The organism is Amycolatopsis sp. lyj-346 (genome assembly GCF_046548975.1).
GTDB lineage: Bacteria > Actinomycetota > Actinomycetes > Mycobacteriales > Pseudonocardiaceae > Amycolatopsis.
In genome coordinates this window covers 152,250-177,482 of sequence record NZ_JAJPWT010000001.1, presented here as the reverse complement: position 1 = coordinate 177,482, position 25,233 = coordinate 152,250, and the positions used below count along the sequence as shown (strand labels likewise).

Genomic DNA, 25,233 nt, shown 5'->3' with positions numbered 1-25,233 from the left:
GTCAGCTGGTCACCTGCGGGGCGATCATCGGCGCGGCGTCGACCTTGCTGGTGATGACGCCCATCTGCAGCAGCAGGTCCGGGACGCGCTGGAGACGCCGGGCGTCCAGGACGGAGCCGTAACCGGGCAGGGTGAGCAGCTTGGCCGTGTCCTCGTCGATCTTCGCGTACTTGACCAGCAGCGGTTCGACCTTCGAGCGGTCGTTGATCGCGTCGCTGGTGGCCTTCTTCATCGCGCGCTGGAACGCCGCGAGGGTCTTCGGGTTCGCCTGCACCCACTTCGTCGTCGAGCCGTAACCGGTCAGCGGGAAGTCCTGGCTGGCGCCGGTGTTGATGTCGATGACCGGCGTCGCGCCGACGGTCTTCGCCGCCTGCGAGAGCATCGGCTCCGGCATGTAGGCCGCGTCCACCTGGTTGTCCTTGAGCGCCGCCGCCATGTTCGGCAGCGGGATCAGGGTCCACTTGACCGAGCTGAAGTCGACGCCGTGGTCCTTCATGACGGACTTGGTGAGGATGTCCGACGCGGTGTTCATGGCCGTGATCGCGATGCGCTTGCCGGCCAGGTCGTTGACCGTCTTCACCGGCGAGGTCGGCACCGTGACGATCGCGTTGCTCTTCGGGTTGATCGACGTGCCGTCGGCGACCAGCTGGATGTCCGCGGCGCCCTTGCTCTTGGCGACGAAGAACGGCGTGTAGGTCGAAAGGGCGATGTCCGCTTCGCCGGAAATCGCCTTTGTCATCGACTCCTGGCCGCTCTTGGCGATGATCTGCTCGACCTCGAGCCCCTCGGCCTTGAAGTAGCCGCCGTCCTGGGCGAGCCAGAACGGACCGAGGTCCGTGGTGGGCATGATGGAGACCTTGATCTTCGACTTCTCCAGGCCGCCCCCGTTCGACGAGGCGTTCGAGTCGTCCGAGCCGAGCGCACTGCAGCCGGTGAGGGCCGTGGCGGCTGCGACGGTGAGGGCGAGCCCGAGCGCGGCGCGGCGAGTGCGAACCCGGCCACTGCTCATGGCGTTTCCAAGCAAGGCCTGCTCCTTGAAGAAGTGACGGTTGGGGAACCGATTCCTGTGGAAGTGCGTGACTCATTCTCGCGAGTCACGCGGGCCACTGTAGAGAACGTGACAGCTTGCTCACAATGGGTGGAATCACTACCGGACCGAGTGGCACACGTCACTCTTTCAGCCTCTGGTCTAGACCCACTGCTCCACTCGCCGTAGCCGTTCACCCAGCGTAGGGTGGGGTTCCTGAATCGGCGACAGCTGCTGTGCGTCGACTGAGCGAACGCTGTGCAAGATTGAGCGGGTCCTGTCGGGAGGGTTACATCTTCCCCTGCCGTTCGCTACCCTCTGCACCTGCGGGGAGGTATCAACCTCCGATGTAGTGAGAGAGAGTGCCTGGATGGCCGATCAAGAAGCTCCGCTTCGGTGTACCAGCACACACTGTGCTTTTCCTGAGAGAATCTTCCCCGCGAAGACCACTGCCTGGCCGGGCACAACCGCCGCGCCGGTGGGTTAGGCCGACCAACAGACCGATGCAGGACCAGCGCAGGGACCGACCGTGATGCTCGAGCTGAACCGATTCCGTCCGGCCGGACGGGGTTCAGGAACCCCCAGGGCCAACACCGAAGACGATCTTTTCACTCGTACGGGTAGCGTCTTGCGCTGGGCTCCTTCCGATGGGCCGGAGCACCGGAACGCCGGGAGCGTGCAGACGAGTGGCTGAGGAGAACGCGATGCGCCCTGGCGGGCGCTGGACCGACCAGGGTTTCCCGAGCACGAACGATGATGGTGGAGCGGCGGTGCCGAACGAAGACGCCGCGGGGGTGGGAGGGGCCCCCGCGCAGTCGCCCGGAGCGGATCCGGGCCGGAAGTCCGGGCTGTTCTCCGGCATGCGTGACTGGCGGCTGCGGTCCAAGCTGGCCGCGGTCCTGATCATCCCGACCCTGACCGCGCTCGCACTGGGTGCGGTACGGGTGATCGACGACGCCCGCGAGGCGGCCGAATTCCAGCGCACCGCCGACCAGGTGGCGTTCGCCGTCAAGGTCACCACAGTGGTGCACGAACTGCAGAACGAACGTTCGCTGGCGGTCGCCCGGATCTCGTCGAACAACCCGCTGCTGCAGACCGGGCTCGACTCGCAGATCGCGAAGGTCGACCGCGAGGTCGCCGACCTGCGCGGCGCGGCGAGCACCCTCGGCTACGACGACCAGGCCACCAAGGACCGCTACACCCGCGGTCTCCAGCGCCTCGACGCCCTGCGCCCGCTGCGGGCGGCGTTCAACACCGCGAACGGCCTGCCCGACATCACGGTGCTCACCGCCTACTCGGGCATCCTCGACTCGCTCATCGAGCTCGGCCGCGAGGTGACCACCGCGGTCACCGACCGGGACGTGCTGCGCCTCGGCACGAGCACGCAGGCGATCAGCGAGGCCAAGGAGTTCACCACCCGCTCCGACGCCGAGCTGCAGATCGCCGCCTTCCGCGGCAGCTTCCCCGGCGACCTGCTGGACCAGACGCGCGCGTCTGCGTCCAGCGCGGAGGCCTCCGTCGCGGCCTTCCTCGCGAACGCCGACGACGACCAGCGCCAGCTCTACAACGACACCTACTCCGGCCCGGAGGTCGACGACCGCCGCCGGATCCAGACCTCGGCGTTCTCCTTCGCCCAGCTGGGTGAACCGCCGAACATCGACACCACCGCGCTCGGCAAGGACAGCACCGTGTCGGCCGACAAGCTGCACGCGGTCGAGTCGAACCTGCTGGCCCAGCTCAAGACCCGCGCCGACGACCTCGCCACGGCGGCGGTCAACTCCGCGTGGGTCGGCGCTGCCGTGGTGCTCGCCGCGTTGTCGCTCGCGGTCGCGCTGATGCTCGTCGTCGCCCGCCTGATGCTGCGCCCGCTGCGGATCCTGCGGAAGAGCGCGCTCGACGTCGCCTACACCCGGCTGCCCGAAACCGTGCAGGCGATCCTGGACGACCCGGACCCGGTCGGCGCCTCGAAGAGGGCCGTCCAGCCGGTGCCCGTCACTTCCCGTGACGAGATCGGCGAGGTCGCGCGGTCGTTCGACATCGTCCACGAACAGGCCGTCAAGATGGCCGCCGAGCAGGCCCTCCTGCGCGAGAACGTCAACGGCATCTTCGTGAACCTGTCCCGCCGGTCGCAGCGGCTGGTGGAACGCCAGCTCGGCGTCATCGACCGGCTCGAGGCCGACGAGCAGGACCCGGACCACTTGGCCAGCCTGTTCGAGCTCGACCACCTCGCGACGCGGCTGCGGCGCAACGGTGAGTCCCTGCTGGTGCTCTCCGGCGCCGGCCTGGCCAAGTCGGTGCCCAAGCCGGTGCCCGCCGCCGACGTCATCGGTGCCGCGGTGTCCGAGATCGAGCAGTACGCCCGGATCGAGGTCGGCATCGTGCCCGACGTCGCGGTCCAGGGCCTGGCGATCCACGACCTCGTGCACGTCCTCGCGGAGCTGCTCGACAACGCGACCTACTTCTCCGAGCCGGAGACGAAGGTCATCGTGCGGGCCGTGGTGACCCGCCGCAAGGCGCTCGCCATCCAGGTCACCGACCACGGTGTCGGCATGAGCGAGGAGCGGCTGGCCGAGGTCAACGCGCGCCTGGCCGACCCGCCGGACCTGGACGTGTCGGTGACCCGGCGAATGGGTCTGTACGTGGTTTCGCGGCTGGCCAAGCGCCACGGCATCGAGGTCCGGCTGCGCGAGAACGAGGACATCGAGGGCGGCGTGATCGCCCGGGTGGTCGTCCCGGCCGAGCTGCTGACCCACCTCCGCCCGGGTATGCAGCGGCAGACGCCGCTGCCGGCGAACCGCTCCGAGACGTCGATGTCGATGCCGAGCATCCCGATCCCGGCCGCGCGTTCGGACTTCGACCAGACGCAGTCGTTCGCGCAGACACCGCCTTCGCCGCCGCCTCCACCGCCACCGGTGCACGAACCCGTGGCGAACCAGGGCGGCCTGGTGCCGCTCGACCAGCCGATCAGCCTGGACGACCTGGTCAGCGGCGGCCGCGCGGCGGGCCCGTTCCTGTCGCCGGACCTGCCGAAGCCCGAGACGCCGGCCTGGCCGACCGCCGAGGACCTGGCGCCGCTGGCGCCGTCGTCGAACGGCGACGGGGCCAGCTCGCGGGCCGCCGACACGCAGTTCGCGCCGCTGGTGTTGCCCAAGCGCGAGCCGAAGTTCGTGCCGCCGGAGGAGCCGCCACCGGCGCCGCCGCCCGCGAACGAGGTCGGCTCGTCGGCCCTCGAGGACGATGTACCCACCCGGCGGTTGCCCATCTACCAGTCGGTGCTGTCACGCTGGTTCAGTGAGGGTGACGACTCGGCCGCCGACCCGGTGCCGCCGCAGAGCGAGGGTGAAGACCCCAACCTGCCGCCGCTCACCGGTACCGCCGAGCCGCGGCACCGGCAGGAGCAGGAGCAGCAGCAGGACCAGCCCGCGCCCGCGCCTGCCGAGCCGTCCCGGGACGAGCTCCAGCCGACCGCGGCGACCCGGCACCCGCTCCTGCCCGCCGACGACGGCTGGCACAGCGCCTCCGACGACGGCTGGAGCAAGGCGCAGTCGCTGCTCGAGGCCAAGAACGAAGAGATCACCCCGGCCGGGCTGCCCAAGCGCGTCCCGAACGCCTACCTGGTGCCCGGGTCGATCAGCAGTCCCTCGGCCGACGAGCCGGCGCAGAACAACTTCGCGGACAACACCGCGGGCATGCCCGGAACGGGTGCGATCACCCGCTCGGCGTCCGCGGCGCGGAGCCGGATGGCAAGCTTCCAACGGGGTTACACCTCGGGACGGCATGCCTTGAAGGAGCTTCCGGGCGAGGAGCAGCTGGAAGGCAGCAGGGTTCCGGGGCGTGGCAACACCACAGACAGCAGTGAGGAGTGAAAGTGACACGGGCGGGTGCAATGCAGCCGGGTGGCTCCGCGCAGCCGAACGGCCAGGCGCATGCCAAGGCGAACAATGCCGGCAGCTTCGCTTGGCTGATCACGGATTTCGTGCACCGGGTGCCCGGCGCGGCCCACGCGGTCGTGGTGTCGGCCGACGGCCTGCTCCTGGCGGCCTCACGGGGTCTGCCGAAGGACCGGGCGGACCAGCTGGCCGCGGTGGCGTCGGGGCTGACCAGCCTCGCGCGCGGCGCGGCCAAGGTGTTCGAGGGTGGCACGGTGGCACAGACCGTGGTCGAGATGGCCAACGGTTTTCTCTTCCTCATGTCGGTTTCCGACGGTTCGTGTCTGGCGGTTCTGGGGTCGCCGGAGAGTGACATCGGCCTGGTCGTCTACGAGATGACCCTGCTGGTGGAGCGGGTCGGCCAGCAGCTGACTCCGGAGATGCGGGCGCAACTGCAGGGTGCGGCCGTCCGCCGCTGAGGACCTGGGAACCGAGGAGAGAGCCGTGGACGACGGGCGCTTGAGGGGTGATGGCCGGCTCGGTGACGACTTCTCCGGCGGGTGGTCCGATCAGTCGGACGAAGGCCGGGAGGACTGGCAGTCGTTCCGGGACCGCGTCGACCGCGAGTGGCGCGCGCGGCGGGTGCAGGCCTCCGACAGCGACCCCGTGCGGGAGCCGCCGAACTGGCTGACCGACAGCAACGCCGGGCAGGAACCGCTCCGGCCGATCGCCGGCGGTGGCACCGAGTACCGTGACCGCCTGCTCGGCGGTCCGGGTGCGGAGCTGTTCGGCGGTTCGAGCGGGCCGCTGTACGACGCGCAGGAGTTCGCCGCGTACAGCGCCGAGCGGGACTACTCGTCGGGACCGGACTCCGGGGAGATCGCCGCGGCCTTGCCGCGGCAGGCCCACCAGGAGTACGTGGACGAGCCTCCGCAGACGGAGATGGAGACTTCGGGCCTGGTCCGGCCGTACTTCCGGACCCGGGGCCGGACGAGGGCGACGCTCGACCTGGCCATCGAGGCGTTGATCTCGACCAGCGAACAGGGCCGGATGCTCGACCGGGTCCGGGTGCCCGAGCACCGGTCGATCTGCGACCTGTGCCTCGACACCAGGTCGGTGGCCGAAGTGGCGGCGCTGCTGCGCCTGCCGCTCGGCGTGGTGCGCGTGTTGATTGGTGACGTGGCGGGCCTCGGGCTGGTGCTGGTGCACTCCAGCAGCCCGACCGTGGGCGACCGCCCGAGTATCGAGTTCATGGAAAGGGTGCTCAGTGGGCTTCGGAGAATTTGACTCCGACGCGAACGCGCCGCAGGTGACGGGTCCGACCTCGTCGGCCAAGATCGTGGTCGCCGGCGGGTTCGGTTCGGGGAAGACAACCATGGTCGGGGCGATCTCCGAGATCGACCCGTTGACCACCGAGGCCATGATGACCGAGGCGAGCGTCGGACACGACGACACCTCGGCCACGCCCAACAAGACCACCACCACCGTGGCGATGGACTTCGGGCGCATCTCGCTGGACTCGGACCTGGTGCTGTACGTGTTCGGCACGCCCGGTCAGCACCGGTTCTGGTTCATGTGGGACGACCTCGCGGTCGGCGCCATCGGCGCGGTCGTGCTGGTCGACACGCGGCGGCTGGCCGACGCGTTCCCGTCGATCGACTTCTTCGAGAACCGGAAGCTGCCCTACGTCGTGGCGATCAACTGCTTCGACCGGCTGCTGCACCACCAGATCGAGGACGTCCGGCACGCGCTCACCATCGCGCCGTCGGTCCCGATCATGGCGTGCGACGCACGGGAGCGGGAGTCCGCGAAGCAGGTGCTGATCTCGGTCGTCCAGCACGCGATCGCGCACGATTCGGCGTTGCGCGCGGGATAACCCATGACGCCCCGATCCGGATGCGGCCGTTGGAGTGAACTCCGCGTGCTTCACCCACTTCGGGGAGTGCTGTCACCGTCCGGAGGAGCAGCCGGCCCGGGTGGTCCGCCGTCGCCGCGGAGGGTGGCCTCGCCGTGGATCACCGCCACCCGCGCTGACCTGCGCCGACACCCTGACGGCGGAAGTGGTGGGCGGTCGCGTGGCGCGTCCCCCGGATGGGGGAGGCGAACCGGGCTGCCGCGGAACTCTGCCGGGTGCACACGTAGGGTGCGCACCGGCCGGCCGGTGGCGGACTCGACACCACCGGCGGGGCGAATACGCTTTACCGTGGCGTCGCCGACCGGCCGTGCCGGGCGCTCCGGGGTGCGGCAGGCGACGCCGCACGAGCAAGGAGGAGCAGTAGTGACGGCTTCCGGCCAGGGTTCGTTCGGCTGGCTCATCACGGATTTCGTGCGCCGGGTACCCGGCGCCGCGCACGCCGTTCTGGTGTCCGCGGACGGGCTGCTCCTGGCGCCGTCGGAAGGACTGCCCCAGGAACGCGCCGAGCAGCTGTCGGCGGTGGCGTCCGGGCTGATCAGCTTGACGGCGGGGGCCGCGCGCTGCTTCGAAGCGGGCGGCGTCAACCAGACCGTGGTGGAGATGGAGCGCGGCTACTTGTTCTTGATGTCCGTTTCGGACGGTTCGTCGCTGGCCGTGCTGGCCGCGCCGACGTGCGACATCGGCACGGTCGCCTACGAGATGACCCTGCTCGTCGAGCGCGTCGGCCAGCAGATCACCCCCGAGCTGCGCGCCCAGCTCCAGGGCGGCGTGCGTGGGTAGGGCGAGATGAGGATCTCGGGATTCGACGACCCGGACTCCAGCGGCTGGGACGCACTGCACCGCGGCACCGAGCGCGAGGGTTTCGATTCGCCCAGCAAGTTCGACATGTCGACCCTGTCGATGATCATGCCCAAGCGCAAGCCGGCCCGGCCGAAGCCGGACGCGCAGGGCTACACCGACGAGGACACCCGCGAGTGGGGCTCCTCAGCCGACGACGACGAGTACGAACGCCCGGAACCTACGAGCCGCTCGGCTCGGCCTTCGCCGGAGTTCGGCTACGACCGTCCGGAACCTGCCGGGCGCGCGGCCCGGCGCTCGCCGGAGTTCGGCTACGACGGTCCGGAACCCGCGGGCCGCCCGGCCCGGCGCTCGCGGGAGTTGGGCTACGACGGTCCGGACCGGTTGGGTTACCAGGCGGAGCTTTCGCCGGAGCCGGGCTACGACCGTCCGGAACCCGCCGGGCGCGCGGCCCGGCGCTCGCCGGAGTTCGGCTACGACGGTCCGGACCCACTGGGCTACCAGGCCCCGCCTTCGCCGGTGGTGGACGAGGACGGTTACGACCCCGTCGAGCCGGATTGGCAGGACGAGGACACCTCCGAGCCGGAGCCCCCGCCGCTGGAGCCGGCGTGGACCCCGCCGCGGGGTGCCCGGCCGCCTGCTCCGCCGCGGCCGCCTGCCCACCGCCCGCTCGCCCCGCGCCCGCCCGCGCCGCGTCCACCGGCCCCGCGGCCACCCGCCCCGATGGCGCGGCCGCACGCGGTGCCCCCGCCCGCGCCGGTGTCGCGGCAGGCGGCGCCCCCGCCGTCGTGGGCCCCGCCGCCCGCCGACTGGACGCCGCCGCCGGACCCGGAGACCCGCTGGATCCCGCACCCGGAGCCGTGGGAGGACCCGGCCTGGAACGAGCCGGCCCGCGTGGCGAGCCCGGCGCCCGTCGCCTCACCGGGGTCGCGGGTCCGCCCGTACACCCGCACGGGCGGCCGCACGCGGTCCGACCACAACCTGGCGCTGGAGGCGCTGGTCTCGACGTCCGACGACGGGCGCCGCTACCGCGGGGTCCGCTCGGTCGAGCACCGCCGGATCTGCGACCTGTGCCTGGACACCCGGTCCGTGGCGGAGATCGCCGCCCACCTGCGGCTGCCGCTGGGCGTGGTGAAGGTACTGGTCGGCGACATGGCCGACATCGGCCTGGTCCTGATCCACCAGACCGAGCTGATCCTCGGCGACCGGTCGTCCCGCGAGTTCATGGAACGCGTCCTGGCGGGCCTCCGCGCCCTCTGATCCGCCGCGGCAAGGCATGTCGGCCGCGGCCCAGTCATGCGCCCCAAGGTGGCCTTCGGTGCGTTGGACGCACCGAAGGCCACCTTGGGTGCGTTCAACGCAACCAAGGCCACATTGGGGCGCTTGGGGAGCGGGTCCGGCGTCAGTCCTCGACGAGCGCGGCGGACGTGATGCGGTGCAGCGAGTAGCGCTCGTTGTTCTCGCCTTCGAGGACCCCGCCGCCGACGCGCACGGGCCGGACGACGCGCTGGCTCGCCGTTCCCCGGGAGTCCACGAAGCCGATCCACACTTCACGGCGTTCCAGCGTGGCGCGCGACAGCAGCTCCAGCGTCGCCGACGTGTCCGCGCCGCCGCCGACCGGTGCGCGCACCGCGGAACCGCGGCGGCGGGCCGATGCCGCGTCGCCCGCGCGGAGGTTGGAGACGATCCGGGCCGCCTGGTCCTCGGACAGCACCGCCTGCTCGCCCGGGCTGCGGCGGGCCGCCCGCGCCTTCGCCGGCAGGCGGCGGCCGCCGGGCCGGATGTCGACCACCCGGCCGTCCGGGCCCTCCGCCGCCGGGGCGAACCCGGCGCCGCGCAGCCCGGCGAGGACCTCGTGCAGCGGGTCCGGGCTGATCACCACCGTCGGCGCGATCAGCCGCAGCGCGTGCTCCGCGGCGACCGGGTGGGCCAGCACCTCGGCCAGCAGCGCCTCGTCGTCGCACCGCAGGAACGAGGCCGCGACGCCGCCGCGCAGCCGTCCGTGCCGCCGGGCGACGTCGTCGATCAGGTAGCTCAGCCCCTGCGGTACCGGGGTCGCCGACTTCGTCTTGAACAGCGCGTGCAGCTCGCCGGCCGTGCGGCCGGTGTCCAGCGCCCGCCGCACCGAGCCCTCGGTGATCCGGTAGACCGTCGCGTGCCCCGCCGACTCGACGTCGGCGGCGGCCGAGATTTCTGCCGCCAGTTCCGGTTCCAGCGGGCCGGGCGCGACGACCGTCAGGTCGGCCTGCAGCAGCACGCGGTCCACCGGCGCGGGCAGCGCGTCCAGGACGGCCTCGACCGCGCCCGGCCGGTCGTCGGCGAGCAGGGCCCGCGTTGCCGTCGTGACGCCGCCGAGCCCGACGATCCCCAGCGCGCTCGCCTCGGCCATGGTCCAGCGGACGGTTTCGTCCCGCAACCGCCCGCCCCGCCTCGGCGCGCGCCAAGCCAGCACCGCGACGAGCTCGTCGACGCTCTTCACGCCGGCGCCGCGCGGCAGGTCGGCCAGCGCGGTGAGGATCCGCCGCCGCGCGACCGGCGCCAGCGGACGGCGCAGCTCCTCCGACAGCGGCGCGATCGGCTTGTCCTTGGCGTCGCGGCCGCCGGCCATTCCCGGCAGGCGCGGCAGCTCCAGCCACGCCTGGGCGAGCGTCATCCACCGCTGCGCGGTCGGCGACGCGAGCCACGAGTCGGTCAGCGTCGTCGGCACCCACTCGGGCACGGTCGTTTCGCTGTCCGCGACGAGCCCGGCGCCCACGGCCAGCTCGGCCAGCAGGATCGCCTGCGTGTCGTCGATCGCCAGGTCCTTGGCGAGCTTCTTCAGCTCCCGGACGCCGAGGCCGCCCGACTTGAGCACCGGTGGCGGCGCCGCCGACCACGCGCGCAGCAGGGCTTCGGTGTGCCGCAGGAACTCCATTGCCTCACCGGCCGCCGCCTCGTCCAAAATGGACGGCTGGTGCGGGTGGACCGGCAGCTGGGGCTCGGTGAGCGTGCCGGGCGAGAACACTCCGCCGCGCACCGCGATGCCCAGCTCGCGCGGCAGCTCGACGGTCTGGTCGTCGCGCCGCAGCAGCAGGCCGCGGGCGAGCAGCTTCTGCACCGGCGTCTCGGCCTTCTCGAGCGAAGGGTCGTGCCCGGCGTCGCGGGTGCGGCCGATCGGCGGCCCGCCGGCGAGGGCGGCCAGCACGGCGCGTTCGTCGTCGGGCAGCTCGGCGAGCCGCGCGCCGAGGTCTTCGCCGGCCAGCGACGGCGAAGACGCGCCCAGCCCGGCGGGGAACGGCCCGAGCGCCTCCCGGGCCGCGGGTGGCACGCGCAGGGCGTCGTCCGGGCCCCAGATCAGCGCCCGCGCGCGGAGCCGGGCCAGCGGCGCGGCGATGTCGGCGCCGACGAGCTTCGCGACGTCTTCGACCGGCACCGGGTCGCGATCCGCGCCGGCGAGCAGGCACCCCTCGAGGACCGCCAGGGTGAACGTGTCGAGGTCTTCGCAGGCGCGCGCGACCGAGCCCGGCGTGCCGGCCCGGGTGGCCAGCACCGTGCTGTCCGAGGGCGGGGGCGTGGACAGGTCGCGCCGCGTGCGAAGCAGCTCTGCGAGTGCGTCGTCGGACTCCGCACGCAGCCAGTCCGCCAAAGAGGTCGCGGGCATAGAAGACCAGGGTACCGGGCGGTTGCGCCGGGCCGCCCGGCCTCAGGCAGACTGTCTCCCGAGAGACCGTGAACGGCTGTGGAGGACGTTGTGGCCAAGGGTGAGAAGAAGCACAAGGGCATCGACCCGACCTGGCCGGGCGAGGACGGCGAGCACCCCGTGACCGAGCTCGCGTCCGACCGGCAGGGCGCGCTGTCGCCGTTCGGCGACATCACCTTCCCGCTGGACACGGTGCCCTACGTGCACCCGGAGACCGAGATCAACCGCTGAGCCCATAGTCATCGATCCGACCAAAAGCAGGGCCCCCGTTACGGTACGCAACCGTTGTCACCCGACCGGTTGGCCGTGACTGTGGTCGGATTGATGACCAGCAATACCGTACTGGTCAGTACCGGTATCGGCCCCTCGTGAGGGCGGTCACGGGAGTAGGTTTCCTCCCGTCCCAGCCCAGCTTTCCCACACGGGGGTAGTGCCATGCCGGTTCCCGGTCCCGGATATTCGATCACCGTCCGGGTCGAGGCCCCGGCCTCGGTCACCGCGGCCGGTGATCTGACCGCCGCCGTCGGGCGGGTCGGTGGCGTGCTGACCGCGTTCGACGTCGTCGAGTCCCACACCGACTCGATCGTGGTCGACATCAGCGCCAACGCGCTGTCGGAGAACCACGCGAACGACATCACCCAGACGCTCGACTCGCTGCCGGGCGTCAAGGTCCGCAAGGTCTCCGACCGGACGTTCCTGATCCACCTCGGCGGCAAGATCGAGGTCACACCCAAGGTCGCGCTCCGCAACCGTGACGACCTCTCCCGCGCCTACACCCCGGGCGTCGCCCGCGTCTGCCAGGCGATCGCGGCCAACCCCGAGGACGCGCGCCGGCTGACCATCAAGCGCAACACCGTCGCGGTGCTCACCGACGGCTCGGCGGTGCTCGGCCTCGGCAACATCGGCCCGGCCGCGGCGCTGCCGGTGATGGAGGGCAAGGCGGCGCTGTTCAAGAAGTTCGCCGACGTCGACGCGTGGCCGGTCTGCCTGGACACCCAGGACACCGAAGAGATCATCATGATCGCCAAGGCGCTCGCCCCGGTGTACGCGGGCATCAACCTCGAGGACATCGCCGCGCCGCGCTGCTTCGAGATCGAGAAGCGGCTGCGCGAGCAGCTGGACATCCCGGTGTTCCACGACGACCAGCACGGCACGGCGATCGTGGTCGTCGCGGCGCTGCGCAACGCCCTGCGGGTGGTGGGCAAGAGCATCGAGGACTGCAAGATCGTGGTCAGCGGCGTCGGCGCGGCCGGCTCGGCGATCATCCGCCTCCTGCTGCAGAAGAACCCGGGCGACATCGTCGCGGCGGACATCGACGGCATCGTCCATTCGGCACGCGGCAACCTCGACGACAACCTGGCGTGGATCGCGTCGCACACGAACTCCGACCAGGTCAGCGGCACCCTGCACGAGGCACTGGTGGGTGCCGACGTGTTCATCGGGGTCTCGGCGCCCAACCTGTTCGGAGCCGAGCAGGTGGCGACGATGAAGTCCGACGCGGTGGTCTTCGCACTGGCCAACCCGGACCCGGAAGTCGACCCCATGGAAGCCCAGAAGCACGCGGCCGTGGTGGCGACGGGCCGCAGCGACTACCCGAACCAGATCAACAACGTCCTGGCGTTCCCGGGCGTGTTCCGCGGCCTGCTGGACGCCCACGCCCACAACATCGACGACTCGATGCTGCTGGCCGCGGCCGACGCGATCGCGGACGTGGTGGACAACGGCAAGCTGAACGCGTCGTTCATCGTGCCGAGCGTGTTCGACAGCGCCGTGGCACCGGCGGTTGCCGAGGCGGTCCGGAAGGCCGTCCGCGCGGAGCGCTGATCCTCGGCGGCGGCCTTGCGGACCGGCGGGTCCGGCCGCCGCCGGCCCGGCGCCGGGCCACGGCAAACCCGCTCGGGCAGGTTGGCCTCGGCGAGGGTGCTGAACCACCCGGCCGCGGCGCCGCCCGCCGTGCGCGGAAGTAGCCTCGCCAGGTGAGTGAACTCAGCCACGTCGACGAGACCGGCGCCGCCCGGATGGTCGACGTCTCCGGCAAGACCGCCACCGCGCGCACCGCGCTCGCCGCCGGGACCGTGCGGACCACCGCCGAGGTGCTCCGGCTGCTGGCCACCGACGGCCTCCCCAAGGGCGACGCCCTCGCCACCGCGCGCATCGCCGGGATCATGGGTGCCAAGCGGGTGCCCGAGCTGATCCCGCTGTGCCACCAGATCGCGCTGTCCGGGGTCAAGGTCGAGTTCGCACTCGGCGAGACCGAGGTCGGCATCCGCGCGACGGCGAAGACCACCGACGTCACCGGCGTCGAAATGGAGGCCCTGACCGCGGTGGCCGTCGCCGGGCTGACGCTGCACGACATGATCAAGGCCGTCGACCCGGCGGCGACACTGGACGAGGTCCGCCTGCTCCGCAAGGACGGCGGCAAAACCGGAACCTGGGAGCGGCCGTGAAGCGCACCGCGCGCGTGATCGTGGCGTCCAACCGCGCCGCGAAGGGCGTCTACGAGGACAAGACCGGTCCGGTGATCGCCGCTTGGCTGGCGGACCGCGGGTACGAGGTGCCGGCGCCGGTCGTCGTCGAGGACGGCGACCCGGTGGGCGCCGCGCTGCGGGCCGCGCTGGCCGACGGCGTCGCCGTGGTCCTCACCACGGGCGGCACCGGCATCTCGCCGACCGACCGCACCCCGGACGTCACCCGCGCGGTCCTGGACCACGAGCTGCCGGGCGTCGCGGACGCGATCCGCGCGGCCGGGCTGCCCCAGGTGCCGACGGCGGTGCTGTCGCGCGGTCTCGCGGGCGTGGCGGGCCGGACCCTGGTCGTGAACCTCCCGGGCTCCAGCGGCGGCGTCAAGGACGGCCTGGGCGTGCTGGACGGCATCCTCGAGCACGCCGTCGACCAGCTGGCAGGCGGCGACCACCCCCGGCCCCCCGAAAAGCCTGAGGTGCGTGTCGCGCGTGCGCTGGTGACCGAGGAGACGCTGTCGGTCGAGGAACACGCCCGCCTGGTCGAGGACGACGCGGCGGGCGCGGTGGTGACGTTCTCGGGTGTCGTCCGCGACCACGACGGCGGCAAGGGCGTCCGCGACCTGACGTACGAGGGCCACCCGAGCGCGGGTCAGGTGATCGCCGACGTCGTCGCGGACCTGTCGGCGCGCTGGACCGGCGTCCGCGCGGTGGCCGTGAGCCACCGGCTGGGTGCGCTGACGATCGGCGACGTCGCCTTGGCCTGCGCCGTGGCGGCGGAGCACCGCGGGCAGGCGTTCACGGCGTGCTCGGAGCTCGTGGACGAGGTCAAGGCGCGGCTGCCGGTCTGGAAGCACCAGCACTTCACCGACGGCACGGACGAGTGGGTCAACTCGCCGTGATCCGGAACGCCGCGACCCGGCGGGCGGCCGCGGCGAACTCGTCCGGATCGGGGCCGGTGACCAGGCCCAGCCGGACGAAGAACGGCACCCCGTGCGGCACCTCGCGCGGGAAGGCGCGCATGACCTGCTCGCGGACGCCGGCATCGGTGACTTCGGTGAGCGTCACGGCCTGCTTCCGGCGGCCGTAGGCGAGCTCGCCGCGGCCCGCGGCGCGGACGTTGCGTGCCCAGTCGCCGTCCGGCAGGCCGGCGATGACGTACCGGCGGCCGTCGACGGTGAGCGGGGAGACCGGAGTGGGCCGTGGAGCGCCCGAGCGGCGGCCGGGGACGGTCAGGACGTGCACGGTGCCCAGCCGCAGGCCCAGGCGCGTCAGGAGGCGCACGAGGCGGTTGGCGGGGCGGAGCCAGCGGGGCAGGGCTCGGCGGGTGGTCGGCACGGCAAATCCTTTCGACGATCGAAATAGTCACCGGCCAAGGTAGACTCTTTCGAGTGTCGAAGCAATCACTGGTCACCGAAGCAACCCACGCGGCCGCGGCGTTCGGTGCGGCGAACGACGTGGTGGACGAGGCCGCCGCGGCGGCGTTCGGCGTGAACCGCACGGACCTGCGCATCATCGGCGTGGTGGCGGCGGCGGGGACGTTGACGGCGGGCAGGCTGGCGACGGAGGCGAACCTGAGCCCGGCAGCGACGACGACGGCGATCCAGCGCCTGACGAACGCGGGCCACCTGACCCGCCGGACGGACGCCGACGACCGCCGCCGCGCGGTGGTGGAGCTGACGCCGACGGCGGCGGAGCTGCTGGAGGAGGTTTACGGGCCGATCGAACGGGCCGGCCGGGCGCTGCTGGCGGAGTACGCGCCGGAGCAGCTGGAGGTGGTGATCGACGTGCTGCGCAAGGGCGAGCGGATGCAGCTGGCGGCGGCGGAGCGGATCCGCGCCCGCTGACGGCGCCGGTGAGGCGCGTCCACCCTTTCCGGGCCCGGAGACGCGCGAAGGGCTCCCACCGCCCGGGGGATCGGCGGTGGGAGCCCTGTCAGGTCACGGCTCGAGGCCGGACTCGCGCATCACTGCGTGATCGTCACTTGGTGGCGATCTTCTGCCCGACGAGGATCAGGTCCGCGTTCGGGATGTACTTCTCGTTCAGGTCCTGCAGCTTCTGGTAGCCGCCCTGGACGTTGAACTGCTTGGCGATCTTCGACAGGGTGTCGCCCGCCACGACGGTGTAGTCACCGGCCGGGTTGGAGCTGCTCACGCCGGTCACCGTGGGGGCCGCCGCCGCCGGGGCCGCCGCCGCCTTCTTCGGGGCGGGCGCGGTCGTGCTCTTCTTCGGGGTCACCTTCTTGGTGGTCTGGCCGGTGGCCTTGGGGGCCGACGAGCCGCCGCCCTTCTTGCCGCAGACCGGCCACGCGCCGATGCCCTGACCCTGCAGGACGCGCTCGGCCACGGCGATCTGCTGCTCGCGGGAAGCGTTCGCCGCGCTGCCGGTGCCGCCGTAGGCCTTCCAGGTGCTCTGCGAGAACTGCAGGCCGCCGTAGTAGCCGTTGCCGGTGTTGGTGCTCCAGTTGCCGCTGCTCTCGCACTGCGCGATGGCGTCCCAGTTGGTCGCCGACGCGGGGGTCGCGGCGATCGCGAGGGGAGCGCCGACCGCGATGCCCGCGATGGCGACGCGAGCGACGGTGCGGGTAGCAGCGGACATCTTGCGGTGCTTGCCTCGGTAAGACATTTGGATGCTTCTCGGTTTCCCAGCGCCTACGAACCGATGTGAGGGTCAGGATCGGGGTCCTGGCGCCGGCCATCCCAGGCCGGCAGGCGAGTCCGACGCACGGCGCGTCTTCGTCGTCCCCTCGTCCCTGTCCGGAAATGCTTTCGCTCGGGGTATGGGTCCGGGGATCCGTTGGACAGGGCTAGGCGCTACGGATTCCCGGTCGTGCTGGTTGGTCGGGGCCAACCGAAAAGCGACGGTACGTAACGATGGCCGTGATCGGAAATTATTCGGGGCGTGACCTACGTCACAGTAACAGCACGCAACCGCTGTCGATACGGCCGTTTGTGCAGGTCAGCGGGCCGTTATCTGGCCGTTTCCTAGCCGAGATAAAACACGGATCGTGAGGCTTGCATCACGTGTTCAGCGGGGCGAATGGTCCATTCGCGCCACCCGGACCGCGATTGAAGCGCGCATCTTATGGGCCTCCGGGGTACGGCGCCAGACTTGACAATCATGCACCACTTGCCCCAAGAGTCACAGCAGTCCCACCTGTTCGTGCGGTTTACCGCCTCGGCCGGAGCGACGCTCACCGCCGGACCCGCCGGCCGGTGCGGACGCAGGGCGACGGACCAGGTGAAACGGGTCACCGGAAGGCGTGGTGGCCGGTCGGAATCAGCTTCGCGCGAACACCCGGAATCGGTGACGCGCCACGCCGCGGGCCGAAACGCCGGTCGCCGAGTGGTCGGCCGCCGTACCCGAGCGGTCGCGGTTCTACAGGGAAGGCGAACTCCACGCGTGTCCACCAGACGGACCACACCCTTGCAAGCTTCGGCCCAACCCCCGCCCGTGAAGAGGCATCTTTCATAGGGAAAGTGACGTTTTTTGGGGCTGGTGAGGCTGGTGTGGTGCCGGTGGAGGGGCTCGAGGGGAGTCAGCCGCCGGCGAAGGGGGGAAGGACGTCCAGTTCCGCGCCGTCCCGCAGGGGGCGGGTCAGGTCGCGGACCGCGATGCCGTCGAGGAGATAGCTCGCCGCGTCGAGGACCCGCGGCAAAGAAGAAGGGTGGAGACGGCGCAGCTCGGTGACCGCGTCGGCGACCGACGCCCCGGCCGGCAGCTGCACCTTCTCCTCTTCGACGCCTGCCGCGGCCCGCGCCGCCGCGAAGTACCGCACCGCGATGGTCACCGTCGCCACCTCAACCGCCGATCGCGCTCATCGGCCGGATCGGCTGCGCGAACCCGGCGTCGTTGATCTCGTGCCCGGCGAGCTTGCCCCACATCGTCGCCCGCCAGGCGTCCGCCACCTCCTCATCGCGCGCGCCCGCGCGCACGAGGGACCGCAGATCCGTCTCGTCGTTGCTGAACAGGCAGGAACGCACCGCGCCGTCGGCGGTCAGCCGCGTCCGCTCGCAGGCCGAGCAGAACGGCCGGGTCACCGACGCGATCACGCCGACGTCGCCCGGGCCGCCGTCGACCAGCCAGCGCTCGGCGGGCGCGCCACCCCGCTCGGCCGGGAACGGCGTCAGGGTGAACGCCGACCCCAGCATCTCGAGGATCTCGGCGGCGGTGATCATCTCGCCGCGGTTCCAGCCGTGCTGGGCGTCCAGCGGCATCTGCTCGATGAACCGCAGGTGGTAGCCCTCGTCGAGGCAGAACTTCAGCAGTGGCACGGCTTCGGTCTCGTTGAGCCCGCGGATCAGCACGGCGTTGACCTTCACCGGCGCCATCCCGGCGTCCCGCGCCGCCGCGAGGCCCGCGACCACGTGCGAGAGCCGGTCGCGGCGGGTGATCGTCTTGAACAGCTCGGGGTCGACGGTGTCGAGCGAGACGTTGATCCGGTTCAACCCGGCTTCGGCGAGGCCCGCGGCCCGCCGGGCCAGCCCGATCCCGTTGGTGGTCATGGACAACCGCGGCCGGGGCGACAACGCCGTGATCTGCGCGACGAGGTGCTCCAGGCCCGGCCGCAGCAGCGGCTCCCCGCCGGTGAGCCGGATGTCGGTGACGCCCAGCATCTCGACGGCGATCCGCATCAGCCGGACCAGCTCGTCGTCGGTCAGCACCTGCTCGCCCGGCATCCAGTCCAGGCCTTCCGCGGGCATGCAGTAGGTGCAGCGCAGGTTGCACCGGTCCGTCAGGGAAACCCGCAGATCGGTGGCCACCCGGCCGAAGGTGTCGATGAGATGGGGGTTCTCGGGCCTGGGCACGCGAGATGACCCTCGTGTACCGGGGACGCGAGGAAACCCGAGATCCACTGCCGTCATTACGCACAGCGTAGCTCTCCGAACGCCCCTTAGGATACTTTGCGCAAAGAGTTGTTCAGCGGGCGAACCAACGAGGACTCGTGACGGAAAAGACTTACCCGGTCACCGAAGAGGAACTCTTCCGCTTCGCGGAATTGGGCCGCCAAGGCAGCACGTTCACCGTCCTCCGGCACGCCAGGATCGCCGAGCGGATGGGCCTGTCCGGCACCGACCACAAGACGTTCGACCTCGTCGGCCAGGTCGACGGGCCGCTCACCGCCGGCCGGATCGCCGCGCTGACCGGCCTGTCCACCGGCGCGGTCACCGGGGTCATCGACCGGCTGGAGAAGGCCGGGCTGGTCCGCCGCGTGCGTGACCCCGAGGACCGGCGCAAGGTCCTCGTCGAGGTGGTGCCGGGGGCGGCCGAACGCTTCGCGCCGCTCTTCGAGTCCGCCGTCGAGACCCTCCGGGACCTGCTCGCGCGGTTCTCCCCGGCGGAGCGAAAAGTGATCGAGCGTTATCAGAACGTCATGCTCGACGAACTGCGCGCCGAAGTCATGGGCAAGGCACGGCCCGCGTAGCTTTTCCTCAACTGCGGAGATAATGTCTGCGGCATGCCGCAATTTCGGTTGTCCGAGGCCGCGCGCCTGCTCGGTGTCAGCGACGACACCGTCCGGCGGTGGGTGCGCGCGGGGCAGCTGACCGCGACCGACGACGCCGCCGGCCGCAAGGTCGTCGACGGCGCCCAGCTCGCCGGGTTCGCCCGGGCGCAGGCCGTCGCGCCCGACGACCCGTCGGCGGTCGGCCGGTCCGCCCGGAACAGGTTCGTGGGGCTGGTCACCGAGGTGATCGCCGACAAGGTGATGGCTCAGGTGGAACTGCAGTGCGGGGCGCACCGCGTGGTGTCCCTGATGAGTACGGAAGCCGTCCGCGAGCTGGGTCTGCGCCCGGGGGTGCTCGCGGTCGCGGTGGTCAAGGCGACCACCGTCGTGGTGGAGACACCGGAAGGAAGTAGATGAAGAAACCCGCTTTTCGGGGGTCCGGGTGGCGGAGCCCCCGGCTCGGGGCGAAGCCCCGGTTGGCACAGCTTGTTCTTGCCGTGGCGGCCGTCGCCCTGTTCGCGGGTGCGTGCAGCAGCTCGGACGAGCCCAGCACGCAGCCCGGCGCGGCGGTCACCGCGCCCGCGCCCAAGGGGGCCGCGAAGGCCGGTGGCGGCACGCTGACCGTGTTCGCCGCCGCGTCGCTGACCGAGTCGTTCACCGCGCTCGGCAAGGCGTTCGAAGCCCAGCACGCCGGAGTGACCGTGAAGTTCAGCTTCGCGGGCTCGTCCACGCTGGTGCAGCAGCTGGCCAACGGCGCGAAGGCCGACGTCTTCGCCTCGGCCGACCAGGCCACCATGGACAAGGCGAACCAGGACGGGGTGATCGACGGCCAGGCGAGCGTGTTCGCCAAGAACAAGCTGGTCATCGCCGTGGCGCCGGGCAACCCGAAGAACATCCGGTCCTTCGCCGACCTGAACAAGGCCGGCCTCAACGTGATCACCTGCGCCCCGCAGGTGCCGTGCGGGGCGGCGGCCAAGAAGGTGGAGACGGCCACCGGCGTCACGCTCAGGCCGAAGAGCGAAGAGCAGGACGTCAAGCAGGTGCTGAACAAGGTCGTCTCCGGTGACGCAGACGCGGGCCTGGTCTACCTCACCGACACGACCTCGGCCGCGGGCAAGGTCGACAAGATCGACTTCCCCGAGGCGGCCCAGGCGGCCAACAGCTACCCGATCGCCGCGGTCAAGGGCGGCCAGGCCGAACTGGCGCGCCAGTTCGAAGAGTTCGTCCTCGGTGCCGAGGGCAGGAACGAGCTGACGAAGGCCGGGTTCGGTCCTGCGCAGTAGGCGTTCCGCGAGCGGCCGGCCGGGGCGGCACCCGGCCGGCCACTCGCGCGTGCCGTGGGTGCTGGGGGTGCCGGCCGCGCTCGCGCTGGCGCTCGTGGTGCTGCCGGTCGTCGGGTTGCTGGTCCGCACGGACCTGACCCGGCTGCCGTCGCTCGTCGTCTCGCCGTCGTCGCTGCACGCGCTGCGGTTGTCGCTGGTCACCGCCGGGCTGTCCACAGTGGCCTGTGTGCTGCTCGGCGTGCCGCTGGCCGTCGTGCTCGCCAGGGCCCGGTTCCCCGGCGTCCGGCTGCTGCGCTCGATCGTGCTGCTGCCCCTGGTCCTGCCGCCGGTCGTCGGGGGTCTCGCGCTGCTCTACCTGCTGGGCCGCAAGGGTTTCCTCGGCGCCCTGATCACCGCGCTGACCGGGGAGTCCGTGCCGTTCACCACGGCCGCCGTGGTCATCGCGCAGACGTTCGTCGCGATGCCGTTCCTGGTGGTCAGCCTCGAAGGCGCGCTGCGCGGCTCCGGCGACCGCTACGAGCAGGTCGCCGCGACGCTCGGCGCCCGCCCGTGGACGGTGTTCCGCCGGGTCACGCTGCCGCTGCTGCTGCCCGCGCTCGGCTCCGGCGTCGTCCTCAGCTTCGCCCGCGCGCTCGGCGAGTTCGGCGCCACGATCACCTTCGCGGGCAGCCTCGAAGACGTCACCCGCACGCTGCCGCTCGAGGTCTACACGCAGGCGGAAGTGGACGTCGACAGCGCGGTGGCGCTCGCGCTGCTGCTCATCGTCGTGGCCGTCGTCGTGATCGCCGTCGCGCGGCCGCGCTCCTGGGAAGGCGGCCTCCGGTGAGCCTCGCCGCCCGGATCACCGCCGTGCGCGGCTCGTTCGAGCTGGACGTCGACCTCGAGGTGCCCACCGGGCACGTGCTGGCGCTGCTCGGCCCGAACGGCTCGGGCAAGTCGACGGTCCTGGGCTGCCTCGCCGGGCTGATCACGCCGGCGTCGGCGGAGATCACGGTGGCCGGCCGCGCGCTGGCCGGCGTCCCGCCGCACCACCGCGGGATCGGGCTGCTCTCCCAGGACGCGCTGCTCTTCCCGCACCTTTCGGCGGCCGACAACGTCGCCTTCTCGCCGCGCTCGACCGGTGCCGGCCGCCGCGCCGCCCGCGAGCGCGCCTTCTACTGGCTGGCCGAAGTGGACGCCGTTCCGCTGGCCGCCCGCCGGCCCGGGCAGCTGTCCGGTGGCCAGGCCCAGCGCGTCGCGATCGCCAGGGCACTGGCCGCCGAACCGGACCTCCTGCTGCTCGACGAGCCGTTCGCCGCCCTCGACGTCGACGCCGCACCGGCGATCCGCGGCCTGCTGCGGCGGGTGCTCAAGACCGGGCCGACGACCGTGCTCGTCACGCACGACCCGCTGGACGCGCTCGCGCTCGCCGACCACGTCGCGGTGATGAACGACGGCCGGATCGTCGAACGCGGCCCGACCCGTGAAGTGCTTTCGGCGCCGCGGACGGCGTTCACCGCGCGGATCGCCGGCCTCAACCTCGTCGCCGGCACCGCGGCCGCCGAAGGGCTGCGGACGGCCTCCGGCGAGGTCGTCAGCGGGCTTCCGGCGGCCGACGTGGTCCCGGGGGAGCCCGCGGTGGCGGTGTTCCCGCCCAACGCCGTCGCCGTCTACGCCCGTGACGGCGAGCACCGCGGCAGCCCGCGCAACACGACGGACGCCGTCGTCGCCGCCCTGGAGCCGCACGGGCCGGTGATCCGGGTCCGGGCCGAGGGCGGCGGCTGGGCCCACGGCCTCACCGCCGACCTGACCCCGGCCGCCGTCGCCGAGCTCGCCCTGGAGCCCGGTTCGGCGGTGACGCTGTCGGTGAAGGCCGCGACCGTGGCGATCCACCCGGCCGCGGCCTCCTGACCCCGGCGAGCGGGAACTCGTCCCCGGGTTCGGCCGGGTCGCTGGTGATAGGTTCCGGACCATGAACGAACGCCGGTGGACGTACCTTTCCGACATGGACGGCGTCCTGGTGAAGGAGGAGCACCTCGTTCCGGGAGCCGACGAATTCCTCGCCGAGCTGAAGGCGAACGGCATCGGCTTCCTGGTGCTGACGAACAACTCGATCTACACCCCGCGGGACCTGCGGGCGCGGCTGGAGCGCACCGGGCTCGACATCCCCGAGGAGTCGATCTGGACCTCGGCGCTGGCGACCGCGAAGTTCCTCTCGTCGCAGCGGCCGAACGGCTCGGCGTACGTCATCGGCGAAGCGGGTCTCACGACGGCGCTGCACGAGGTCGGCTACGTGCTGACCGAACGCGACCCCGACTACGTCGTGCTGGGCGAGACCCGCACGTACAGCTTCAGCGCGATCACGCGGGCGATCCGGCTGATCGAGGGCGGCGCGAAGTTCATCGCGACGAACCCCGACGCGACCGGTCCCAGCCTGGAGGGCTCGATGCCGGCCACCGGGTCCGTTGCGGCGCTGATCGAGAAGGCCACCGGGCGCTCGCCGTACTACGTCGGCAAGCCGAACCCGCTGATGATGCGCTCGGCGCTGCGGCGGCTCGGCGCGCACTCGGAGTCGACGCTGATGATCGGCGACCGGATGGACACCGACGTGCACTCGGGGATCGAGGCCGGGCTGCAGACCATCCTGGTGCTCACCGGCATCTCCACCCGGGAGTCGGCCGAGCGCTATCCGTACCGGCCCACGATGGTGCTCGACTCGATCGCCGACCTGATCGGGCGAACCCTGGACCCGTTCGGCGAAGGCTGACCGCGGGCCGGGCGGCCGCAGGGCATATCGTCAGCGGATGAGCAAGTCGACGTACGTGGTCGGCGACGTCCACGGGCACCGTGACGAACTCGCCGACGCGCTGAGATCCGAAAGCCTGGTCGACGAGGAGAACAACTGGGCAGGCGGCGAGGACCAGCTGTGGTTCCTCGGCGACTTCGTCGACCGCGGCCCGGACGGCGTCGGGGCGATCGACCTGGTCATGCGGCTCGAAGCGCAGGCGGCCGAGGCCGGTGGCCAGGTGCAGACGCTGCTGGGCAACCACGAGATCCTCGCGCTGGGGATGTACCACTTCGGCGACGAGCCGGTGCCGTCCGACTTCGGCCCGCGCAGCTTCGCCCGCAGCTGGGAGATCAACGGCGGCCTGCTGTCGGACCAGGACCGGCTGACCCCGGAGCACATCGAGTGGCTGAGCGCGCGCCCGCTGGCCGCCGTCGCCGCCGACCACCTGCTGCTGCACTCCGACACGCTGGAGTACCTCGACTGGGGCTCGTCGGTCGACGAGATCAACGAGGCGGCTCGCGACATCCTCGAGGGCAGCGACATCGAGGCGTGGTGGGACGTGTGGCGCCGGATGACGACGCGCTATGCGTTCCGCGGCCCGGACGGCGAGGAAAACGCCCAGAAGCTGATGGACGCCCTCGGCGGCTCGCGGATCGTGCACGGCCACAGCGTCATCGCCGACCAGCTGGGCATCCACCCGACGCAGATCGAGGGCCCGTTCCTGTACGCGGGCGGCAAGGCGCTGGGCGTCGACGGCGGCCTGTTCGTCGGCGGGCCGTGCCTGGTGGTCGAGCTGCCGTACGAACCGGAGTCCTAGGCGATCTCGACGATCTCCTTGCCGAGCGGCACGAGTGACACCGGGATCAGCTTGAAGTTCGCGATGCCGAGCGGGATGCCGACGATCGTGATGCACAGCGCGATGCCGGTGAAGACGTGCCCGAGCGCCAGCCACCAACCGGCGAAGACGAACCAGACGACGTTCCCGACGAGCGACGCGGCGCCCGCGTCCCGCCGGTCGACGATCGTGCGGCCGAACGGCCAGAACGCGTAGCGCGCGATCCGGAACGACGCCAGCCCGAACGGGATGGTGACGATCAGGATGCAGCAGATCACGCCGGCGATCAGGTACCCCACGGCCATCCAGAAGCCGCACAGGACGAGCCAGATGATGTTCAGCAGGGTGCGCATCAGACGTGCAGCTCCCCGCTCAGGACGGTGACGGCCTGGCCGGCGAGGTGGACGCGGTCGCCGTCCTGGCGGGTCCGGACGATGCCGCCGCGGGCCGACGCCTGCTCGCCGGTGAGTTCTTTCCGGCCGAGCCGCTCGGACCAGTAGGGCGACAGGATGCAGTGCGCCGAGCCGGTGACGGGGTCTTCGTCGATACCGACGCCGGGGGCGAAGAAGCGGCTGACGTAGTCGTTGTCGCGTGCGGTGACCAGCAACCGCCCGTTCCAGGTGTGCTTGAGCTTCTCGAGGTTCGGTTCGAGGGTGCGCACGGTCTCGGCGTCTTTTACGACGGCGAAGAGGTTCTCGACGCCGCGGCCGGTGTATTCGACGTCGGCACCGGGGAGGATTTCGGACAGGTCGTCGTCGGTGGGGTGTGGTGGATCGGAGGGGAAGTCCAGCTCGACCCAGCCGTTTTCGGCTTTGGCCCGCAGTTCACCGCTTTTGGTGACGTAGGTCTGTTCACCGCCGAGAACGTGCGTGACGGCGAGGGTGGCGTGCCCGCAGAGCGCGACCTCGACGGCGGGGGTGAACCACCGGAGCGGCTTCGGACCTTCGCTGCCGGTGACGACGAAGGCGGTCTCGGCGTGCTTCATCTCGGCGGCGACGGCTTGCATCCAGGTCGCGTCGGCGGGTTCGTCCAGCAGGACCACCCCGGCGGAGTTCCCGGCGAAGGCGCGATCGGTGAAGGCGTCGACGATGAAGAAGCGCATGCCACCAATGTAGCCGGGACTTCGGTTGCCGATCTTGGACCGGGGAGATTCCC

General features: G+C 71.5%; 26 protein-coding genes. 18 read left to right on the top strand and 8 right to left on the bottom strand.

Translation table 11 applies throughout. The features are described from left to right. Position 1: 1 nt before the first annotated feature. The gene (locus ACLJQE_RS00900) at positions 2-1,009 is read right to left on the bottom strand and encodes an ABC transporter substrate-binding protein (RefSeq protein WP_410638270.1); all 1,008 of its coding nucleotides are present in this window, start codon (positions 1,007-1,009) and stop codon (positions 2-4) included. Positions 1,010-1,731: 722 nt separating this feature from the next. On the opposite strand from ACLJQE_RS00900, the gene ACLJQE_RS00895 reads away from it, so the two are divergent. The 6 genes from ACLJQE_RS00895 to ACLJQE_RS00870 all read left to right on the top strand — a co-directional run bounded on the left by ACLJQE_RS00895 (position 1,732) and on the right by ACLJQE_RS00870 (position 8,869). Next, on the top strand, positions 1,732-4,893 hold the full coding sequence (locus tag ACLJQE_RS00895; RefSeq protein WP_410636987.1) for a nitrate- and nitrite sensing domain-containing protein: 3,162 nt from the start codon (positions 1,732-1,734) through the stop codon (positions 4,891-4,893). A 20-nt stretch (positions 4,894-4,913) separates the two neighbouring features. After that, on the top strand, positions 4,914-5,375 hold the full coding sequence (locus ACLJQE_RS00890; RefSeq protein ID WP_003085376.1) for a roadblock/LC7 domain-containing protein: 462 nt from the start codon (positions 4,914-4,916) through the stop codon (positions 5,373-5,375). Positions 5,376-5,400: 25 nt separating this feature from the next. After that, positions 5,401-6,183, top strand: a complete 783-nt coding sequence (locus ACLJQE_RS00885) for a DUF742 domain-containing protein (protein ID WP_410636986.1) — start codon at positions 5,401-5,403, stop codon at positions 6,181-6,183. Next, complete coding sequence (locus ACLJQE_RS00880) at positions 6,164-6,772, top strand: GTP-binding protein (protein WP_285986767.1); 609 nt, start codon at positions 6,164-6,166, stop codon at positions 6,770-6,772. Before ACLJQE_RS00885 ends, ACLJQE_RS00880 begins: the two co-directional genes overlap by 20 nt. Before the next feature lie 402 nt (positions 6,773-7,174). After that, complete coding sequence (locus ACLJQE_RS00875) at positions 7,175-7,591, top strand: roadblock/LC7 domain-containing protein (RefSeq protein WP_043776340.1); 417 nt, start codon at positions 7,175-7,177, stop codon at positions 7,589-7,591. 6 nt (positions 7,592-7,597) lie between these two features. Continuing rightward, entirely contained in the window at positions 7,598-8,869 is a 1,272-nt protein-coding gene (locus ACLJQE_RS00870; protein WP_410636985.1) for a DUF742 domain-containing protein, read from the top strand. A 142-nt stretch (positions 8,870-9,011) separates the two neighbouring features. Here the strand turns inward: ACLJQE_RS00870 and ACLJQE_RS00865 are convergent, their stop codons facing one another. Then, positions 9,012-11,249, bottom strand: coding sequence for a helicase-associated domain-containing protein (locus ACLJQE_RS00865; RefSeq protein WP_410636984.1), 2,238 nt, complete (start codon positions 11,247-11,249; stop codon positions 9,012-9,014). A gap of 90 nt (positions 11,250-11,339) precedes the next feature. On the opposite strand from ACLJQE_RS00865, the gene ACLJQE_RS00860 reads away from it, so the two are divergent. The 4 genes from ACLJQE_RS00860 (at position 11,340) to ACLJQE_RS00845 (ending at position 14,649) form a co-directional block, all read left to right on the top strand. Further along, positions 11,340-11,519 carry a hypothetical protein gene (locus tag ACLJQE_RS00860; RefSeq protein WP_091318522.1) on the top strand — a complete coding sequence of 60 codons (180 nt, stop codon included), beginning with the start codon at positions 11,340-11,342 and terminating at the stop codon, positions 11,517-11,519. A 204-nt stretch (positions 11,520-11,723) separates the two neighbouring features. After that, positions 11,724-13,112 carry an NAD-dependent malic enzyme gene (locus tag ACLJQE_RS00855; RefSeq protein WP_410636983.1) on the top strand — a complete coding sequence of 463 codons (1,389 nt, stop codon included), beginning with the start codon at positions 11,724-11,726 and terminating at the stop codon, positions 13,110-13,112. Between the two features lie 152 nt (positions 13,113-13,264). Beyond that, positions 13,265-13,735: a cyclic pyranopterin monophosphate synthase MoaC gene (moaC, locus tag ACLJQE_RS00850; protein ID WP_360276558.1), complete on the top strand. Its 471-nt coding sequence runs from the start codon at positions 13,265-13,267 to the stop codon at positions 13,733-13,735. Beyond that, entirely contained in the window at positions 13,732-14,649 is a 918-nt protein-coding gene (locus ACLJQE_RS00845) for a molybdenum cofactor biosynthesis protein MoaE (RefSeq protein ID WP_410636982.1), read from the top strand. The genes moaC and ACLJQE_RS00845 overlap by 4 nt, the downstream gene beginning before the upstream one ends. On the opposite strand, the gene ACLJQE_RS00840 is transcribed toward ACLJQE_RS00845, so the two are convergent. Further along, positions 14,636-15,085 (bottom strand): nitroreductase family deazaflavin-dependent oxidoreductase, encoded by a 450-nt coding sequence (locus ACLJQE_RS00840; RefSeq protein WP_410636981.1) that lies wholly within the window; start codon positions 15,083-15,085, stop codon positions 14,636-14,638. The two genes, ACLJQE_RS00845 and ACLJQE_RS00840, sit on opposite strands and share 14 nt — an antisense overlap. 53 nt (positions 15,086-15,138) lie before the next feature. Between ACLJQE_RS00840 and ACLJQE_RS00835 the strand changes: the two genes are divergently transcribed. Next, on the top strand, positions 15,139-15,594 hold the full coding sequence (locus ACLJQE_RS00835) for a MarR family winged helix-turn-helix transcriptional regulator (RefSeq protein ID WP_410636980.1): 456 nt from the start codon (positions 15,139-15,141) through the stop codon (positions 15,592-15,594). A gap of 133 nt (positions 15,595-15,727) precedes the next feature. Here ACLJQE_RS00835 and ACLJQE_RS00830 read toward each other — a convergent pair whose 3' ends face one another. The 3 genes from ACLJQE_RS00830 to moaA all read right to left on the bottom strand — a co-directional run bounded on the left by ACLJQE_RS00830 (position 15,728) and on the right by moaA (position 18,555). After that, positions 15,728-16,372: a transglycosylase family protein gene (locus tag ACLJQE_RS00830; RefSeq protein ID WP_410636979.1), complete on the bottom strand. Its 645-nt coding sequence runs from the start codon at positions 16,370-16,372 to the stop codon at positions 15,728-15,730. A gap of 913 nt (positions 16,373-17,285) precedes the next feature. Next, on the bottom strand, positions 17,286-17,537 hold the full coding sequence (locus ACLJQE_RS00825) for a MoaD/ThiS family protein (protein ID WP_410636978.1): 252 nt from the start codon (positions 17,535-17,537) through the stop codon (positions 17,286-17,288). 10 nt (positions 17,538-17,547) lie between these two features. Beyond that, positions 17,548-18,555, bottom strand: a complete 1,008-nt coding sequence (gene moaA, locus ACLJQE_RS00820) for a GTP 3',8-cyclase MoaA (protein ID WP_410636977.1) — start codon at positions 18,553-18,555, stop codon at positions 17,548-17,550. Between the two features lie 137 nt (positions 18,556-18,692). Here moaA and ACLJQE_RS00815 point away from each other — a divergent pair, with 137 nt between their 5' ends. The 7 genes from ACLJQE_RS00815 (at position 18,693) to ACLJQE_RS00785 (ending at position 24,060) form a co-directional block, all read left to right on the top strand. Beyond that, positions 18,693-19,172 (top strand): MarR family winged helix-turn-helix transcriptional regulator, encoded by a 480-nt coding sequence (locus ACLJQE_RS00815; RefSeq protein WP_410636976.1) that lies wholly within the window; start codon positions 18,693-18,695, stop codon positions 19,170-19,172. Between the two features lie 33 nt (positions 19,173-19,205). Further along, the gene (locus ACLJQE_RS00810) at positions 19,206-19,610 is read left to right on the top strand and encodes a TOBE domain-containing protein (protein WP_410636975.1); all 405 of its coding nucleotides are present in this window, start codon (positions 19,206-19,208) and stop codon (positions 19,608-19,610) included. 59 nt (positions 19,611-19,669) lie between these two features. Then, a complete protein-coding gene (gene modA / locus ACLJQE_RS00805) occupies positions 19,670-20,476 on the top strand; it encodes a molybdate ABC transporter substrate-binding protein (protein ID WP_410636974.1) in 807 nt (268 codons plus the stop codon). Between the two features lie 58 nt (positions 20,477-20,534). Continuing rightward, complete coding sequence (locus ACLJQE_RS00800; protein WP_410638269.1) at positions 20,535-21,302, top strand: ABC transporter permease; 768 nt, start codon at positions 20,535-20,537, stop codon at positions 21,300-21,302. Continuing rightward, the gene (locus tag ACLJQE_RS00795; protein WP_410636973.1) at positions 21,299-22,366 is read left to right on the top strand and encodes a sulfate/molybdate ABC transporter ATP-binding protein; all 1,068 of its coding nucleotides are present in this window, start codon (positions 21,299-21,301) and stop codon (positions 22,364-22,366) included. Before ACLJQE_RS00800 ends, ACLJQE_RS00795 begins: the two co-directional genes overlap by 4 nt. Before the next feature lie 61 nt (positions 22,367-22,427). Further along, positions 22,428-23,222 (top strand): HAD-IIA family hydrolase, encoded by a 795-nt coding sequence (locus tag ACLJQE_RS00790; RefSeq protein ID WP_410636972.1) that lies wholly within the window; start codon positions 22,428-22,430, stop codon positions 23,220-23,222. A 37-nt stretch (positions 23,223-23,259) separates the two neighbouring features. Beyond that, positions 23,260-24,060, top strand: coding sequence for a metallophosphoesterase family protein (locus tag ACLJQE_RS00785; RefSeq protein ID WP_410636971.1), 801 nt, complete (start codon positions 23,260-23,262; stop codon positions 24,058-24,060). Here the strand turns inward: ACLJQE_RS00785 and ACLJQE_RS00780 are convergent. Both ACLJQE_RS00780 and ACLJQE_RS00775 read right to left on the bottom strand, forming a co-directional pair. After that, the gene (locus ACLJQE_RS00780) at positions 24,057-24,431 is read right to left on the bottom strand and encodes a YccF domain-containing protein (RefSeq protein WP_410636970.1); all 375 of its coding nucleotides are present in this window, start codon (positions 24,429-24,431) and stop codon (positions 24,057-24,059) included. The genes ACLJQE_RS00785 and ACLJQE_RS00780 overlap by 4 nt on opposite strands. Beyond that, positions 24,431-25,180 carry a PhzF family phenazine biosynthesis protein gene (locus ACLJQE_RS00775; RefSeq protein WP_410636969.1) on the bottom strand — a complete coding sequence of 250 codons (750 nt, stop codon included), beginning with the start codon at positions 25,178-25,180 and terminating at the stop codon, positions 24,431-24,433. The genes ACLJQE_RS00780 and ACLJQE_RS00775 overlap by 1 nt, the downstream gene beginning before the upstream one ends. Positions 25,181-25,233: the final 53 nt, after the last annotated feature.

What these genes read in the sequence shown, in the direction of transcription:
- ACLJQE_RS00900 (WP_410638270.1), bottom strand. Translation starts at nt 1,009, where the DNA reads ATGAGCAGTGGCCGGGTTCGCACTCGCCGCGCCGCGCTCGGGCTCGCC.
- ACLJQE_RS00895 (WP_410636987.1), top strand. Translation starts at nt 1,732, where the DNA reads ATGCGCCCTGGCGGGCGCTGGACCGACCAGGGTTTCCCGAGCACGAAC.
- ACLJQE_RS00890 (WP_003085376.1), top strand. Translation starts at nt 4,914, where the DNA reads ATGCAGCCGGGTGGCTCCGCGCAGCCGAACGGCCAGGCGCATGCCAAG.
- ACLJQE_RS00870 (WP_410636985.1), top strand. Translation starts at nt 7,598, where the DNA reads ATGAGGATCTCGGGATTCGACGACCCGGACTCCAGCGGCTGGGACGCA.
- ACLJQE_RS00865 (WP_410636984.1), bottom strand. Translation starts at nt 11,249, where the DNA reads ATGCCCGCGACCTCTTTGGCGGACTGGCTGCGTGCGGAGTCCGACGAC.
- ACLJQE_RS00855 (WP_410636983.1), top strand. Translation starts at nt 11,724, where the DNA reads ATGCCGGTTCCCGGTCCCGGATATTCGATCACCGTCCGGGTCGAGGCC.
- ACLJQE_RS00830 (WP_410636979.1), bottom strand. Translation starts at nt 16,372, where the DNA reads ATGTCTTACCGAGGCAAGCACCGCAAGATGTCCGCTGCTACCCGCACC.
- ACLJQE_RS00810 (WP_410636975.1), top strand. Translation starts at nt 19,206, where the DNA reads ATGCCGCAATTTCGGTTGTCCGAGGCCGCGCGCCTGCTCGGTGTCAGC.
- ACLJQE_RS00790 (WP_410636972.1), top strand. Translation starts at nt 22,428, where the DNA reads ATGAACGAACGCCGGTGGACGTACCTTTCCGACATGGACGGCGTCCTG.
- ACLJQE_RS00785 (WP_410636971.1), top strand. Translation starts at nt 23,260, where the DNA reads ATGAGCAAGTCGACGTACGTGGTCGGCGACGTCCACGGGCACCGTGAC.
- ACLJQE_RS00780 (WP_410636970.1), bottom strand. Translation starts at nt 24,431, where the DNA reads ATGCGCACCCTGCTGAACATCATCTGGCTCGTCCTGTGCGGCTTCTGG.
- ACLJQE_RS00775 (WP_410636969.1), bottom strand. Translation starts at nt 25,180, where the DNA reads ATGCGCTTCTTCATCGTCGACGCCTTCACCGATCGCGCCTTCGCCGGG.